Here is a 16132-nt window from a genome sequence, read left to right on the forward strand (position 1 = left end):
AAGGCCCGCGCCCCGGGACGGGACGCGGGCCTTCGTCATGAGGTCAGCGGGTAGGTCAGCGGATGCTGACCGGCGCGCTCGTGCTCGGGTTGACGTTCGCGGTGTCGGTCGGGACGAACGTCGCCGTGTACGTGTGTGTGCCCGACGGGACCGTGCCGATGGCGACGCCCAGCACCACGTTCAGACGCTTCACCACCGTGCCCCCCTCGCGGAGCTCGACCGTGCCGGACGGCACCCGACCGATGTCGGAGGAGACCGTCGCGATGGCGATCGACGGGATGAACAGGAAGCCACGCGTCACGGTCAACCCGGTCGTCGTGGTCACCTTCTTCACCTCGACGGTCACGGGCTCCGACTCCGAGCCGGTCACGGTGTCGTCGCCGGCGAACCGGGCGACCACCTGGTAGGTGCCTGCCGGTGTGGACGACGGGATCCGCAAGGTCGCGGTGCCGCCCTGCAGAGTCGCCGTGCCGAGCACGGTGTCACCAGCGACGAACTCCACCGTCCCGGCCACCGGCACGTCGGCCGTGACTGTCGCCGTGAGCTCGACGCGTGACGACGAGCCGTACACCTGGCTGGCCGCCGACGCCGTGAGCGTGGTCGTCGACGAGGGGATGTTCGCCTCGACGGTGAGCGGGAGCGTCACCGTGGTGCCGCTCGGGCTCGCCACCAGCGTCAGCGTGTGGGCACCCGCGCTCGTACCCGCCGGGATCGTCACCGAGACGTCGGCGCTGCCGGCACTGACCGGCACCGTGCCGATGGATGCGCCGTCGAGCCGGACGTCCAGGCTGGTGTTCAGCGGCGACCCGAGGCTCGTCAGGTCCAGCTTGGTCACCGGGAACGCCAGCGTGTCCCCGGCCGTGACCGTCGACGGCACCATCGGGACCCCGACCGACTGTCGGGCGAAGTCCGGGGCGAGCCCGGGGTGCGCCTGCAGGTAGGAGATCCAGCCGTCGCGGTCGACGAGCCCGGAGTCGCGGGCGTCCGTGCTCTGCGTGAAGATCCGGAAGTTGTCGCCGCCGGTCACGAGGAACGAGAACGTCCCGATCCGGTAGCTCGCTGCCGGGTCGATCGGTGCACCGTCCACGGTGATGGACGTGATGCGCGACCCCGCCGGTGCCGCGGCGTCGAACGTGTACGTCACGTTGTCCGACAGACCCAGCTGCAGGTACGACCTGGTCGGGACCGAGCCGTCCGCGAGGGTCTGCCACTGCTGCTCGAGCATCGTCTTGAACTGAGCGCCCGTGAGCGACGTGGTCCAGAGGTTGTTCACGAACGGCAGCACGCTGTTGGCCTCGGCCGTCGTGATGACGCCGTCCGGGGCGTACAGCAGCTCGGCACGCATGCCCCCGGGGTTGACGACACCGATCTCCGCGCCGCCGAGGTTCTCCGGGGCGAGCGTGTCCCGCAGCGCGTTCGCCACGAGATCGCCCAGGGTGGACTCGTTGGCCCGGTCGTCGCGGGCGGTCGCCGGTGCCGTGTACCCAGTGGGCCCGTACGTGCCGCCCGTGAAGGCGGTCGTGATGTCGGCAGTCACCGAACCGACGGGGACCGAGCCGACCTCGTTCGCGTAGGCCAGCGCCGCCTGCACGATGGTGTTGACCTGCGCCACGCGCGGGTACGTCGCGACGAGCTGGGCGGCGAATGCCGCCTCGTTCTGCGCGGGGGTGTTGCCGGCGACGACGGGTGCGACCAGACGCGGCACGTTCTGCTGGGTGTGCGCGACGACCTCACCGCTGGCCGGGTCGTAGGTCAGGACGATCTTGCCGATGAACTCGCCGTAGCTGCCCGTCTGCAGGATCGGCCGCGTCGTGCCGGGCTCACCGGGAACCGGCGCCTCCCACGCGTACTGCTGGTGGGTGTGGCCCGTGAAGATCGCGTCGACGGCGGCGGAGGTCTCCTCGACGATCTTCTGGAACGCCCCGCCCTGGGCGAGCTCCTCCTCGAGGGTGCCGCCCGGCAGACCCTCGTGGGCGCCCTCGTGGAAGCTGGCGACGAGCACCTCAGCCTCGCCGTTGGACTCGTCGCCGTCGCTCAGCTGGGCGGCGACGCGGTTGACGGCGTCGACCGGGTCGCCGAACTCCAGCTCCGTGATGCCGCCGGGGCTGACCAGCGAGGGCGTCTCCCCGGTGACCGCACCGATGACGCCGACGGACACGCCGGCCATGTCGAGGATCGCGTACTCCGGCAGCGCCGGCGTCGTCGTCCCCTTGAGGTAGACGTTCGCCCCGAGGTAGTCCCACGTGGCGTTGGTGCCACCCGCGATCACGCGGTCGGTGAGGTCCTGGAACCCCTTGTCGAACTCGTGGTTGCCCACGGCCGACGCGTTGAGCTCGAGGGCGTTCAGCACGTCGATCGTCGGCTGGTCCTGCTGGACAGCCGAGGCGAACAGGGACGCGCTGATGTTGTCACCGGCCGACACGAATGCGACCGGACCCCCTGCCGCGACGGCCGCCGACTTCTCCTTCTCGACCGTGCCCGCGAACTTCACGGTGTTGGTGTCGATGCGTCCGTGGAAGTCGTTGATGTCGAGCAGCGTCAGGTTGACCGGCTTGGCCGCACCGTTGACCAGCCCGACGACCACCGGGTCGTGGTCGGAGGACCGGTAGGCGTCCGGCGCGTAGAAGAGCGTGCCGTGGTAGTTGTAGCGCGAGTACTCGAGCGCGATGGACTCCTCGGCGTTGATCTCCCAGATGTCCGCATCCGTGGCCCGCTGCATCGCCGCCTCGTTGAGCAGCACGTGGTCGAGCGAGCCGACCAGTCCGCCGAAGAGGTACGAGTACTGGCCGTCGGCGAGCGCCGTCGCGGCGTCCGTGTAGCCGACGGCGTACAGCTCCTGCAGCGGGTCCTCGTGGGTGTACGCGTTGAAGTCACCGACGAGCGCGACCGCGTCGGCCTCGCCCTGCACGGTCGGCACCCAGTCGCGCAGCGCCTTCGCCTGCCGGACCCGGGACTCGTTCGAGGCGCCCTGGCCGTCGCCCGTGTCCTTGTCACCCGGCCACGGACCGGCCGACCCCTTGGACTTGAAGTGGTTGACGACGACGAAGAACGGCTCGCCTCCGTCGACTGGTGTGAACGCCTGGCCGATCGGCTCCCGAGCGTTGTTGAACGCTCCGCCGTCCGCGCTCTCGGTGCCGAGGGCCCGCGACTCGCCCGTGCGCTCGACCGCCGCCGGCTTGTAGATGATCGCGTTGGTGATGACGTCGAGCTCGGCGGCGGGCGGCAGCTCGGTCGACGACGGGACGAACGCCCAGACTTCGGAGCCCGCAGCCGCGTTCAGGGCGTCGACCAGCGTGCCGAGCGCCTCATCGGCGACCCCGTCCACGCGGGCCGAGTTCTCGATCTCGAGCAGGCCGACGACGTCGGCGTCGAGCGCGTTGATGGCGGCGACGATCTTCGCCTGCTGACGGTCCAGGTCGGCCTGGTCCCACGCGCCGCGCTGGTCGCAGCCCTTCTCCACCGTCACGCCGTCACCCGTTCGGTCCGGGTAGGCGACGCAGGCGGTGTCCGAGCTGCCCAGCGTCGTGAAGTAGTTGAGGACGTTGAACGACGCGACCTTCAGGTCACCACCCACCTCGACCGGGGCGGCCGTGCGGGTGTTCGTGAACGTCGCCGGCGGGGTCCCGCCCGCGACGAAGGGCGTGGTCGGGTTGAGCTTCCACACGTTGTTGCGGAAGTCGACGACCACCGGAGCCGTGATCGTGGCGGCGGCACCCACCCGGACCGGGTTGGCCAGGGACACGTACGGCGGGGTCAGGGCGCTGTTCGCCGGCGACAGGAAGTTCGTCGTCGCACCGTCGTCCAGGACGACCGCGCGCGCGGCCGTGTCGGCGACCGAGGCAGCGGCCTCGGGCGAACTGGGTCGACCCACCTCCGTGGGCTGCACCAAGGGCGTCGTCCCAGCGGCCAGACGAACCTCGCCGTACTGGTTCGTGCTGTACGTGTCGGCCACGGTGAACGCGCCGGTCGGCGCATAGAGCATCGACTCCAGCGCCTCACGTGCGGCATCCGTCGTCGGCCACGCGCCCGAGAAGGGCGTCACGGCGGCGGCGGCCGGCAGCTTCACCAGGTCCGCCGCGGCGGAGACCGTGATCTCGGTGAGGCCGTTGAACTCGGAGATTGCGCCGGTCACCTGGACGTGGTCGCCGATCGTCACCGACCCGACGGTGGCCGACGAGAACACGAAGACCGCGTCGGACGCACCCGGAGTCGCGTCCGTCGCGCCGCCTGTGCCGGGGGTCTGGATCACGTAGCCGCTGAACCCGCCCGTCGGGTAGGCGGCCGTGACCACGCCGGTCGTCCTGACGGTCGAGCCGACCAGCCCGGAGGCCGGCCCGGTGCCCTGGATCTCGGCGATCGACACCTCGGTCGGCTCGGGCGGATCGGTCGGGTCTGTCGGGTCGGTGCTGCTCGACGTCGGGGTCGGCGCACCGGCAGTGAAGTCGGCTGCGTTGATCGCCGTGTTGGTGTGGGTCGCATTGCGGGACACCGAGGTCGAGTTCGACGTGCCGGGCGCGGGCGCTCCGGCGAACACGACCGAGGTTCCCCAGCCGACCAGGTCGACGACGGACGGCTCGGCCGCGCAGGCTGCAGCAGTCGCGCACACGAGCGTGTCGGACGTGGTCGTGAGCGCCACCTTGCCGGCGCTTCCCGACATCGCGATCGTGCCGTCGATGTCGGGCGTGATGGCGGGCTGGCTGGTGTCCGCACCCAACGCCTCCCCGACGAGCAGCGACTCACCGGCGGCGATCGTGCCGGACAAGGCCGTCTTCGACGAGAAGGTCGTGTTGGTGGCGGAACCGTACTGGACCGCCCAGCCGGTCACCTCGACCGGCGCATCCGTGGGGTTGACCAGCTCGATGAAGTCGCGGTTGAAGAGGCCGCCGGAGTTCCCTCCGCCGCCGTACACCTCGTTGATCAGGACGCGCGGGGTTGTGCCCACCGCGGCCTGCGCAGCACCCGCCGTGATCACACCGCCCGTCAGGGCCAACGCGAGGGCGGCGACGCCCCCGCTGATCGACTTCATCGCAGGACGCACGTCGAGCTCGCTTTCGTCGGGGGCGCAAAAAGTGGCCGCTCGTGACGGCCTGGACAACTGTCGCTGTTCGTCCGATTCGCGGCAACTACTCGCCGGTAACTATTGGGTGAACACATCCGATGATTTGTCCGGGTACGCCGCAGCCCTCGTCGACCGGGCGGTCGACGAGGGCTGCGGACAGCTCCTCAGGCGCGCAGCGTCGCCCCGAACCGGCGGTGCGCCTCCGCGACGATCGACTCCCGGACCGTCGCCGACTCCTGCGCGGTCAGCGTCCGGTCGGCGGCGCGCAGACGGAGCGAGAACGCCAGCGACTTGTGGTCCTCGCCCACCTGGGGGCCGGTGTACACGTCGAACAGCCGGACCTCCTCGACGACGTCCCCGACCGGGCTCGCGGCGGCGCCGACCCGGACCGCGTCGAGCACGTCGGCAGCCGGGACCGTCGACGCGACCACCAGGGCGACGTCCTCCTTGTTCACGGGGAACGTCGAGACCGGCACCGCCGGGACGGGGTCGGGTGACGCCGCCGCCAGCACCACGTCGAGGTCCACCTCGAACGCGGCCGTGCGGGCCGGCAGACCGAGCGCGGTCACGACGTTCGGGTGCAGCTCGCCGGCGTGGCCGACGAGGGTGCCGTCGGTCGTCGTCAGTCGTGCGCACCGCCCCGGGTGCCACGGCGCGTGGTCGGCGTCGGCCGACGCCACGAGCTGCACCCCGACGACCTCCGCGACCAGGAGCGCAGCCGCGATCGCGTCGGTGTGGTCGGCCCGGCGGCCCGTCCCCCACCAGCCGGCAGGCTCGCGCAGCCCCGCGAGGACCCCGGCGACGCGGCGCGGCTGCGGGGGCACGGCCGCGTCGATCGCGGCGAGCTGCTCGTCGGACGGGCGGACCCCACCCGGCAGTCGCGGAGCGCCGGGCGCACCCGGGACCGGCCGCGTGACCAGCCCGAGCTCGAAGATCGCCACGTCGCTCGCGCCCCGGCTCACGTTGCGCCGCGCGGTGTCGAGCAGGGTGACCAGCAGGTTCGTGCGCAGGTACGGCTGCTCGTCGGAGAGCGGGTTGACCAACCGCAGGGCACGACGACGGGCGTCGTCCGCGGGCAGGTTCAGCGCGTCGAGCTGGTCGGTCCCGATGAACGGGTAGCTGAGCACCTCGACGAGACCCGCCTCGGCCAGCGCCCGGGCGATCGAACGCCGGGCACGCTGGCCCGCGGTCAGGCCGGCGCCGGCCGGGGCGACGGGGAGCGTCGACGGGATCGCGTCGTACCCGCGCAGGCGCGCGATCTCCTCGACCAGGTCGACGCCCGCGACGAGGTCGGGGCGCCACGACGGAGGCGTCACCGTGATCGCGTCGGCACCGGCGTCGGCCACGTCGCAGCCGATCGACCGCAGCGTCTCCCGCACCTCGTCGGCCGAGAACGGCAGGCCGACGAGCCGCGTCGGCAGGTCCAGCGCGAGGTCGAACGACGCCAGGGGGACACGACTGTCGACGTCCGTCAGCGGACCAGCGACGCCGCCGCCGTGCTCGACCAGCAGCGCGACCGTCCGGGCGACCGCCACCGGCGGCAGCTGCGGGTCCGCGCCGCGCTCGAACCGCTTCGCCGCCTCGCTGGGCAGCTTGTGGCGACGCGCCGAGCGAGCCACGGTGATGGGGTCGAAGTGGGCGGCCTCGATGAGCAGGTCGGTCGTCGTCGCGCTGACCTCGCTGTCCCCGCCGCCCATGACGGCTGCGAGACCGATGGGCCGGGCGCCGCGCACGCCGCCGGGGCTGTCGGTGATGAGCAGGTCCTCGGGGTCGAGCACCCGGTCGACGTCGTCGAGGGTTCTGATCCGCTCGCCGGGGTTCGCCCGACGCACCACGATCGGCTCGGACAGGTGCGCCAGGTCGTACGCGTGCAGCGGCTGCCCGAGGTCGAGCATCACGTAGTTGGTGACGTCGACGGCGAGGCTGATCGGCCGCATGCCGGCCTGCTGCAACCGGCGCTGCATCCAGGCGGGCGACGGGTCGTTCGCGCGCACGCCCCGCACGATCTGCGCGACGAAGCGGTCGGCACCCGGGACCCCGTGGATCGGCGCCGCGTCGTCGATCTCCACCGCGAAGCCGCCCCCGGCGGGACGCTCGTCTCCCGAGGGCAGACCGTGGTCGGTGAACGTCGCGCCCGTCGACAGCCCGTACTCGCGCGCGACCCCGCGCATCGAGAAGCAGTACCCGCGGTCGGGCGTCACGTTGATCTCGAGGACCTCCTCCCCGAGCCCGAGCAGCTCGCGCGCGTCCGTGCCGACGGGCGCGTCCAGCCCGAGCTCGGACAGCACGATGATCCCGGCGTGGTCCTCACCCAGCCCGAGCTCGCGCGCTGAGCAGATCATCCCGTCGGACACGTGGCCGTACGTCTTGCGCGATGCGATGGCGAACGGTCCGGGCAGGACCGCTCCCGGCAGCGCGACGACGACGTGGTCACCGACGACGAAGTTGTGCGCACCGCACACGATGCCGCGAGGACCGCCGCCGGGCTCGTTGTGCTCGGCGCCGACGTCCACCCGGCACCAGTTGATGGTCTTGCCGTTCTTCTGCGGCTCGGGCGTCACCTCCACGACCTCGCCGACGACCAGCGGACCGGTCACGGCGGCGGCGTGGATCGCCTCCTCCTCCAGACCCACGCGGACAAGGTCCGCCGCCAGCTGTTCGGCGGTCAGGCCCGCGGGGAGCTCGACGTGCTCGGCGAGCCACGTCAGGGGGATGCGCGGCATCAGATCTCCGTCCCGAACTGCGTGGAGAAGCGGACGTCGCCCTCCACCATGTCGCGCATGTCAGCGATCCCGTGCCGTGGCATCAGGGTGCGCTCGATGCCCATGCCGAAGGCGAACCCGGAGTAGACCTCGGGGTCGACGCCGCAGGCGCGCAGGACGTTCGGGTTGACCATCCCGCAGCCACCCCACTCGATCCAGCCCGGTCCACCTTTCTTCTGCGGGAACCAGAAGTCCATCTCGGCGCTCGGCTCCGTGAACGGGAAGAACGACGGCCGCAGGCGCGTGCGAGCCTCGGGACCGAAGATCGCCTGCGCGAAGTGGTCCAGCGTGCCCTTGAGGTGCGCCATGGTCAGGCCCTTGTCCACGGCGAGGCCCTCGACCTGGTGGAACACGGGCGTGTGCGTGGCGTCGAGTTCGTCGGTGCGGAACACCTTGCCGGGGCACGCGATGTACACGGGCAGGTCCCGCTTGAGCAGCGTGCGAGCCTGCACCGGCGACGTGTGCGTGCGCAGCACGAGCCCGGGACTGTCGACGAAGAACGTGTCCTGCATCTGGCGCGCCGGGTGGTCGACGCCGAAGTTCAACGCGTCGAAGTTGAACCACTCGGCCTCGAGCTCGGGCCCCTCGGCGATCTCCCAACCCATCGAGACGAAGATGTCAGCGATGCGCTCGGACAGCGTCTCCAGCGGGTGGCGCGCTCCCCGGGGCCGACGATCGGTCGGCAGCGTGACGTCGACCGACTCCTCGACGAGGACGCGCTGGTCGCGCTCGGCCTCGAGCTCCGCCTGCCGCTCCGCGAGGGCGGCGGCGAGCCGGCCCTTCGCCTGCCCGAGCAGCTTGCCGGCCACGGCCTTGTCGGTGGGCGCGAGGCCGCCGATGGCGCGGTTGGCGAGCGCGATCGGGCTGCGCTCCCCCACGTGCTCGAGGCGTGCGGACTTCAGGGCGTCGAGGTCGGTGGCGGCCGCGAGGGCCTTCAACGCGTCCTCGACGGCGGACTCGATGCCGTCGGAGTCGAGCGGGGACAGAGCGGTGTCGTCGGACATCCTGACCTTCCAGTGCAGGTTCTGAGCAGCCGGCGCGAGCGCACGGCCGTGGCGCAGTGCTTGTGGTGGCGCAAGCGCCACTCCCGGCCAGCGGACAAGTCTAGAGGCGCCCGATCCAGGTCGTGGTGGCCGGTCCAGCGGTGGACGGCCCGCTCACGTGCGCGTCAGTGGCGCGGCCCGGGAACGGGCCCAGGAAATCGGCGACCACCGGCCGCCTGCGCACGCGCTGTCATGGTCGCCATGATGCCACGACCGTCGCTACCGCCCCAGCGCAAAGGTCTCGACCCGCTCGTACAGCGGTCCCCCGCCGCGCCCGGCACCCGGCTGCGACGAGACGAGGGTGAGCTCGTCGACGAGCCAGCGCGGCCCCTCGTACACGGCGAGCGCGCGCACGAGGCTCGCCGCGACCTCCCCGTCCTCCGAGCCGTTCGTGTCCGCCCGCGGGCCTGGCCGGTCGGGTCGCGACGAGCGCCGCCGAGGTGGCCCGCTGCCGGGACGCACCCGTCCGATGGTCAGGTGCGGACGGTCGCGGGGCCGGTTGTCGGTCACGCCGCCCGCCGACTCCCCCGCCTCGACGCACCCGCGCGTCACCGTGCGTTGTGTCTCCAGGTCGCCGGCGACACCCACCCAGAGCGTCCGGTGCGAGAAGACGCCGGCGCCGCGCAGCGCCAGCTCGTACGGCTCGATCCCGGCGGCGACCTCGGCCAGGTCGGCGGTCAGGCCCAGCACGACGCCGTCGGGGAGGTCGCCGTAGAACGCCACCGTGAGGTGCCACGTCTCCCGTGCGGACCAGCGCACGGCCGACGAGAGGCCGGCCGGGGCGCCTCGCACCGAGGCGAGAGCCAGGTCCAGATGGTCGAGGACGTCATCGGGTGGCCACACCGCGGCGAACAGCCTCACCGCTGGGCCCGCGAGCTGGCGTAGAGGCAGACCGTCGCCGCGGTCGACAGGTTGAGCGACTCCGCCCGTCCGCGGATGGGCACCCGCACGACGGCGTCCGCCAGTGCGCGGTCCTCCTCGCGCAGCCCCCAGGCCTCGTTGCCGAACACCCACGCGGTCGGGCGCGCGAGGTCGGGCACGCCGGCCGGCGCGTGGCCGGCGACGTCCAGCAGGTCGTCGAGGTCGTGCACGCCGGCACCGTCCGCCGCCAGGACGGTCAGCCCCGCGGCACGCAGCGCGTCGACCGTCGACGGGAGGTCCGTCCCCGTGACGACGGGCAGGTGGAACAAGGACCCGGCGGTCGAGCGGACCACCTTCGGGTTGTGCAGGTCGACGCTCTGCGCGGTCAGCACCACGGCGTCGGCACCGGCTGCGTCGGCCGCCCGCACGACGGTGCCCGCGTTCCCGGGGTCGCGCACGTGCGCCAGCACGGCCACCAGGCGCGGCGCGCCCGCCAGCACCGAGTCGAGGGTGTGCGCCGTCAGCGCCGCCACCGCGACGACCTGCTGGCCGTCGGGGCTCATGGCGTCGAGCACCTCGACAGTGCCGGTGTGCACCCGGATCCTGCGCTCGCGCGCGGCACCGACGATCTCCGGGTACCGCTGCGCCGACTCCACGGTCACGTACACGTCGTGCACGTCCGCCGCCAGCACCGCCTCCCGCACGGACTGGGGACCCTCGACGACGAACCTCCCGGCGCGCTGCCGCACGGTCCGGCCGACCAGCGCGCGCACCGCCTTGACCCGCTCGGCCCGGGGGTTGGTCAGGATCTCGTCAGCCACGGGGACATCATGCCTGGGTACGGCGAAGCCCCCAGGGTCCGCCGATGACACAGGCGACTCCGGGGGCTCCGGGTGCACCGAGCCACCGCCCGGCCCCGCGCGAGGCGGGTCGGGCGGTCGAGCTCAGCGACGAACGAGGGTCACGCAGCCTTCGGCGCGTTGACGTCCTCGGGCAGAGCAGCCTTGGCGGCGGCCACGAGCGTGTTGAACGTCGCGGCGTCATTGACGGCGAGGTCGGCCAGGACGCGACGGTCCACCTCGATGCCCGCGAGCTTGAGGCCCTGGATCAGGCGGTTGTAGGTCAGGCCCTGCTCGCGGGACGCAGCGTTGATGCGCTGGATCCACAGCTTGCGGAAGTCCTGCTTGCGCACCTTGCGGTCGCGGTACGCGTAGACGAGGGAGTGGGTGACCTGCTCCTTCGCCTTCCGGTACAGGCGCGACCGCTGACCGCGGTAACCCGCAGCGCGCTCGAGGGTTGTACGGCGCTTCTTCTGGGCGTTGACCGCCCGCTTCACGCGTGCCACGTGATGCTCCTTGCTTGTCTCAGGCTCGGGCCGAGTGACCGGGGCGCAGCAGCGCCCCCGGGGTCACTTGCCGAGCAGCTTCTTGATACGGGGGGCGTCGGCAGGGGAGACGACGAGGTCGCCGGCGATGCGGCGGGTGCGGCGGCTCGACTTGTGCTCGAGCAGGTGGCGACCGCCGGCCTGCTCGCGCATGACCTTGCCGGTCCCGGTGACCCGGAAGCGCTTCTTGGCACCGGAGTGCGTCTTGTTCTTCGGCATGGCTGCCGTGTCTCCTTGTCCTTCACATCGCACGGGTTCGTACGACTCGTCTGGTGCGGTCCGACGGGGGGCCGGGCCGTCCGTTCGTGCGGGCTAGCTCGCCTCTTCGGAGGCCGTCGTGCTGGTCTGTGCCTTCGCCGGACCGGCCGGACCAGGTCGCGGCGCGGGCCGCGGCGTGGCGGTCGGCCGGGGTGTGGCCGGCTTCGGCGTCGCCGGCTTCGGTGCGACCGACGATGCCGCGGGCTGCGACGTCGCGGGCGTCGCCGCCGGCGTGGGTGCGGTTGCCGGTCGCGCAGCCGCCGCGGGACGCGGTGCTGCGGCCGGTCGGGATGCTGCGGCCGGGCGCGGCGTCGTCGCACGAGGTGCGGCGGCCGGCTGACCGGCGGCAGCCGGACGCGGTGCGCTGGGACGAGACGCAGCCGGACGCGGGGCGGCGGCAGGCTTCTCGGCCGGAGCAGGGGTCTCGACCGCCGCCGGAGCTGCGACCGGTGCCTCGACCACGGGAGCGGTCTCGACCGGTGCCGCGACCACGGGAGCGGCCTCGGCGACGACAGGTGCCTCGGCGGCAGCAGGCGTGACGGGCTCGACCTGCTCGACCGGGTTGGCCGCAGCGGCAGCAGCAGCGGCAGCAGCCGCGGCGTTCTGCTCACGAGCCGCAGCAGCCTGCGCCGCACGGCGCTGCTCCTGCTTCTGGTCGGCCTTCTTCTTCATCGGACCGAGCACCATGATCATGTTGCGCCCGTCCTGCTTGGGCATGCTCTCGATGAAGCCGAGCTCGGACACGTCGTCCGCGAGCCGCTGCAGCAGGCGCACGCCCATCTCCGGGCGCGACTGCTCGCGGCCACGGAACATGATCATGACCTTGACCTTGTCGCCGGCAGTGAGGAACCGCTCGACGTGGCCCTTCTTGGTGCCGTAGTCGTGCGGGTCGATCTTCAGCCGGAAACGAATCTCCTTGAGGACCGTGTTGGTCTGGTTCCGCCGGGCCTCACGGGCCTTCATGTCTGCTTCGTACTTGAACTTGCCGTAGTCCATGATCTTGCAGACGGGCGGACGAGCGTCAGGTGCCACCTCGACGAGGTCGAGGTCGGCGTCCTGGGCCAGGCGCAAGGCGTCCTCCACGCGGACGATGCCGACCTGCTCGCCGTTGGGGCCGACCAGGCGGACCTCGGCGACGCGGATCCGATCGTTGATGCGGGGCTCGCTGATGTGGTGCTCCTCAGGTTCGTCGTGGGTGGACCGCCGGGAACGAGGAAGGCCCCCGTCCTGGTCACAGGAGGAGGCCTCGAGGTCCGTGAGGTGGGCATGGCCGGGAGCCATGCTCACGCCACCGGGATCGGCTTGCGCCGTCCGGTGCGGACTGTGACCCGGTCTCTGTCGACGATGCGCAACCAACGCACCGTACGGTCGAGGCCCAGGTGGGAGGAACTCCACTTGTGCGCCTGGGCCGCGTGCGCCGGGTCTCTCTCGAGATCGGCTCAGCACAACCCAGGTCAGTCGACTGCCAAGGCTACCAGAGGACGCCCGAACACCCGAATCGACGTCGGGGCTCCTCTCGGGCACGTATCGGGACTTGCGCCGCCCCGATGAGAGGATCGCTGCATGAGCGAGACGAGCCCGGACACCGACCCCACCACGACCGCCACCCGGGACATCGCGGACGTCGCCGCGGTCGAGGTCATCACCACCGCCGCGGTCCACCTCATGAGCGCGGCCGCCGTGAAGTGCGGCCTCGCCGAGGACGGTCCGACGGGAACCGGCGCCGACTTCCTCGACCTCGACGAGGCCCGCAAGCTCATCACGGCGCTCGCCGCGCTGGTCACGGCCTCGGCCCCCGACATCGGCAACCAGCACGCCCGCTCGCTGCGGGACGGCCTCCGCTCGCTCCAGCTCGCGTTCCGCGAGGCGTCCCCGTTCCCGGACGCCCCGGGCGACGGGCCGGGCGAGAAGTTCACCGGCTCGGTCGTCTGACCCGGACGCGTCGCGTCGAGGTGGCGGCGCGTCGACGGACCGCTCGCACCGTGGGCATGTGCCGCCGTGCGGGACGCTCCTCCACCTCGGATCCGACCCTGCCCTGGCCCCGAACCAGCGCGAGCACGACGAGCCCGCCGACGGCGAGCCCGCCGCCGACAACCGAGGCGGTCAGGAACCCGGCACCGGGCGTGGCGCGGTCGATCACCGCCCCGCACAACGGGGCGCCCAACGCGTTGCCGACGGTCGACATCGTGCCGCTCCACCCCATGACCTCGCCCCGCCGGTGCTCCGGGACCAGCCGGACGAGCGTCGCGTTGATGGACGAGAGCGCCGGCGCGCACGGGAGCCCGGCGACGACGACCGCGACCGCCAGCCACACCTGCCCGGTCGCGAACGCCGCCGGGATCGTGGCGAGCCCCAGCAGGGCGACGAGGACCAAGGGCGACGGGTTGCGGTGGCTGGCGCCGTGGACCAGTCCCCCGACCACCGACCCGCCGGCCCACAGCGCGATCATCCAGCCGATGTCAGCCGAGCGGCCGGAGTCGTTCAGCGTCGCCACCAGGGAGACGTCGGTCCCGACCAGCACGAACGACGCCGCCACCCCCGCCAGCAGGAGGACGACCAGGGCGGGGCTGACCAGCCGCTGCTTCGGGAGCTCCGCGGCCGGCTCGGTCGAGCGCTCGCTCCGGGTCGGCGGGTTCGCCCACATGAACAGCACCCCGCCGCCGACCGTCAGCGCACCGACGACCGTGAGCGCGACCGAGGTCGACGCCTGTGTGGCCAGCAGCACCCCGACCACCGGCGAGAGCATGAACGTCAGCTCGACGGCCACCGAGTCGAGGGAGAACGCCGCCTTCTGGTGCGCGATCGGGACGAGGACCGAGAGCGACTGCCGGCTGACGGAGAAGACCGGCACGAGGAACAGCCCGGCGACCGCGGCGGCGAGGATGAGCATCTCGTAGGCGAGGTGCGGCGCGACGAGCCAGACGGCCGACTCGACCACGACCGACGGCGCGATGGCGCGCCGGAGCCCGAGCCGGTCGACCAGCCGACCCCGCCAGGGCGCCCCGAGAGCCATGCCGACGGTCGCAGCGCCCACCACGACCCCCGCCTGGCCGTAGCCGCGATCGAGCGTCGAGACGACGTGCAGGGTGAGGACGACGCCGACCATCGCCGCGGGGATGCGGGCGAGGAAGGAGACGACGAAGAGTCGCGCGACGCCGGGCAGGCGCAGCACAGCTCCGTAGGTCGTCGAGGGCATCCGGAGATTGTCACCGCTGCGGATGTGTGTCTTCGCCCTGATGCCGCCTTCTCACCAGGACGACGGGGCGCACAGACCTGAGGGAATCGCACATTCGTGCCTCGTATCCTGGGCCGATGCAGCCCGACGAGCCGCACCCACGCGACGTCCAGCCCTCCCCCGCGGAACCGCCGGTGACGGAGATCACGCGGGAGAGCACTCCCGCACCGGCCGTCGCGTCGTGGTACCCGGGCGCCTCCGCAACCCAGCCTGTGACGCCCGGCCCGACCCCTGCGCCGACAGAATCGGCGGTGCCGTCGGTGCCGACGCAGGATCGCCGGCGTCGGCCCCGTGCAGCCACGGTCGTGCTCGCCGTCCTGCTCGTCACCACCCTCGTGGGCGCCGGGCTCGTCCTGGGCCGGATGCTCACGACGAACCAGGCGTGGCAGGACACCTCGCAGCAGTGGGAGACGCTCGCGCGTTCCACGGGCCAAGAACTGGCGGCGTCGCAGGCCGACCTCGCCGCGACGCAGGCGGAGCTCGACGCAACGACGGCGCAGCTGAGCACCGCGCAGGAGCGGATCACCCAGCTGGCCGACGAGAAGGCCCAGCTCGGGGACACCAGCGCGTCGCAGCAGCAGCTGGCGGACTACCAGTCGCGGGTCTCCCAGGCGGCCGGTCAGGTGGCCACCGCGCTGGCCAGCTGCGTGGACGGCCAGCAGCGACTCATCGGGTACCTGCAGAACTCCGCCCAGTACGACCCCACCGACCTCGAGCGGTTCACGTCCGACGTGCAGACGGTGTGCGCCCAGGCGACGGACGCCAACGCCGCCCTGCAGCGCGAGCTCGAGCGATGAGGAGGCGCACCGGGTCGGCGATCGCCGTCGTCGCGCTGCTCCTGGTGGGCGGCTGCGGCATGCTGCCTGAGCCACCACCCCCGGTCCCCACGGACGTCGTGCCCACCGATCTGCCGCAGGAGGCGCCGACGTCCAGCGGGAACCTGTCCCCCGACGGCTTCGACTCGGCGCAGCGGATGGCGGTGCGGATCCGGAACATCGGCTGCGGCAGCCTGTCGACGGGCTCAGGGTTCGCGCTCGACGACCACACGCTGGTGACCAACCGGCACGTGGTCGCCGACTCCTCGACGCTCCAGCTCAGCACCTACGACGGCCGGGACATCGGGGCCGCAGCGGCCAGCACGGCGGACCTGGCCGACCTGGCGATCGTGCGCACCGCCGACGCGCTGCCGGCCGCACCCGAGCTCGCACCCGCGGACCCGGCCGTCGGGGACCTGGTCACGGTCGTCGGGTACCCGCTCGGGCGCGCGCTCACCGTGACGACGGGGCAGGTTCTCGCCAGCCAGACCGACCCTCTCAACGCGAACCTGGGCGGAGTGCTCGTCACCGACGCGCCCGTCGAGCACGGCAGCTCGGGGTCCGCGGTGCTCGACAGCGACGGCCGTGTGGTCGGGGTCGTGTACGCGAAAGACTCGAACGGGCACAGTTTTGTGGTGCCCGTGAGCACGCTGCGGTCCATGCTGGACGACGAGGCGTCATTCACGCCCACAGCACCCTGCACCGGCTGACCAGA

Annotated in this window: 12 protein-coding genes; 3 read left to right on the forward strand and 9 right to left on the reverse strand. The window is 72.2% G+C overall.

Annotated elements, in window-relative coordinates; all coding sequences use genetic code 11:
• Positions 1-55: 55 nt before the first annotated feature.
• From ASG23_RS04365 to infC, 8 genes are all read right to left on the reverse strand, one after another.
• Positions 56-5026, reverse strand: a complete 4971-nt coding sequence (locus ASG23_RS04365; RefSeq protein ID WP_056020862.1) for an ExeM/NucH family extracellular endonuclease — start codon at positions 5024-5026, stop codon at positions 56-58.
• Positions 5027-5223: 197 nt separating this feature from the next.
• Positions 5224-7782, reverse strand: coding sequence for a phenylalanine--tRNA ligase subunit beta (gene pheT, locus ASG23_RS04370; RefSeq protein WP_056020865.1), 2559 nt, complete (start codon positions 7780-7782; stop codon positions 5224-5226).
• Positions 7782-8825 (reverse strand): phenylalanine--tRNA ligase subunit alpha, encoded by a 1044-nt coding sequence (gene pheS, locus ASG23_RS04375; protein ID WP_056020868.1) that lies wholly within the window; start codon positions 8823-8825, stop codon positions 7782-7784. The genes pheT and pheS overlap by 1 nt, the downstream gene beginning before the upstream one ends.
• A 258-nt stretch (positions 8826-9083) precedes the next feature.
• Positions 9084-9725, reverse strand: coding sequence for an RNA 2',3'-cyclic phosphodiesterase (thpR, locus tag ASG23_RS04380; RefSeq protein WP_056020871.1), 642 nt, complete (start codon positions 9723-9725; stop codon positions 9084-9086).
• Positions 9722-10546, reverse strand: coding sequence for a TrmH family RNA methyltransferase (locus ASG23_RS04385; RefSeq protein WP_235520878.1), 825 nt, complete (start codon positions 10544-10546; stop codon positions 9722-9724). The genes thpR and ASG23_RS04385 overlap by 4 nt, the downstream gene beginning before the upstream one ends.
• Positions 10547-10686: 140 nt before the next feature.
• Entirely contained in the window at positions 10687-11070 is a 384-nt protein-coding gene (gene rplT / locus ASG23_RS04390) for a 50S ribosomal protein L20 (protein ID WP_055921876.1), read from the reverse strand.
• A 63-nt stretch (positions 11071-11133) separates the two neighbouring features.
• Complete coding sequence (gene rpmI, locus ASG23_RS04395; protein ID WP_028046910.1) at positions 11134-11328, reverse strand: 50S ribosomal protein L35; 195 nt, start codon at positions 11326-11328, stop codon at positions 11134-11136.
• A 93-nt stretch (positions 11329-11421) separates the two neighbouring features.
• The gene (gene infC, locus ASG23_RS04400; protein WP_082515819.1) at positions 11422-12648 is read right to left on the reverse strand and encodes a translation initiation factor IF-3; all 1227 of its coding nucleotides are present in this window, start codon (positions 12646-12648) and stop codon (positions 11422-11424) included.
• Between the two features lie 282 nt (positions 12649-12930).
• Between infC and ASG23_RS04405 the strand changes: the two genes are divergently transcribed.
• Positions 12931-13299 (forward strand): DUF1844 domain-containing protein, encoded by a 369-nt coding sequence (locus tag ASG23_RS04405; protein ID WP_056020874.1) that lies wholly within the window; start codon positions 12931-12933, stop codon positions 13297-13299.
• Here the strand turns inward: ASG23_RS04405 and ASG23_RS04410 are convergent.
• The gene (locus ASG23_RS04410) at positions 13280-14563 is read right to left on the reverse strand and encodes an MFS transporter (RefSeq protein ID WP_082515820.1); all 1284 of its coding nucleotides are present in this window, start codon (positions 14561-14563) and stop codon (positions 13280-13282) included. The genes ASG23_RS04405 and ASG23_RS04410 overlap by 20 nt on opposite strands.
• A gap of 116 nt (positions 14564-14679) precedes the next feature.
• Between ASG23_RS04410 and ASG23_RS04415 the strand changes: the two genes are divergently transcribed.
• Both ASG23_RS04415 and ASG23_RS04420 read left to right on the forward strand, forming a co-directional pair.
• On the forward strand, positions 14680-15399 hold the full coding sequence (locus ASG23_RS04415; RefSeq protein ID WP_235520880.1) for a hypothetical protein: 720 nt from the start codon (positions 14680-14682) through the stop codon (positions 15397-15399).
• Positions 15396-16127: a S1C family serine protease gene (locus ASG23_RS04420; protein WP_056020877.1), complete on the forward strand. Its 732-nt coding sequence runs from the start codon at positions 15396-15398 to the stop codon at positions 16125-16127. Before ASG23_RS04415 ends, ASG23_RS04420 begins: the two co-directional genes overlap by 4 nt.
• Positions 16128-16132 lie beyond the last annotated feature (5 nt).

Source organism: Cellulomonas sp. Leaf395, from assembly GCF_001424125.1.
In the GTDB taxonomy this organism is placed as follows: Bacteria; Actinomycetota; Actinomycetes; order Actinomycetales; family Cellulomonadaceae; genus Cellulomonas.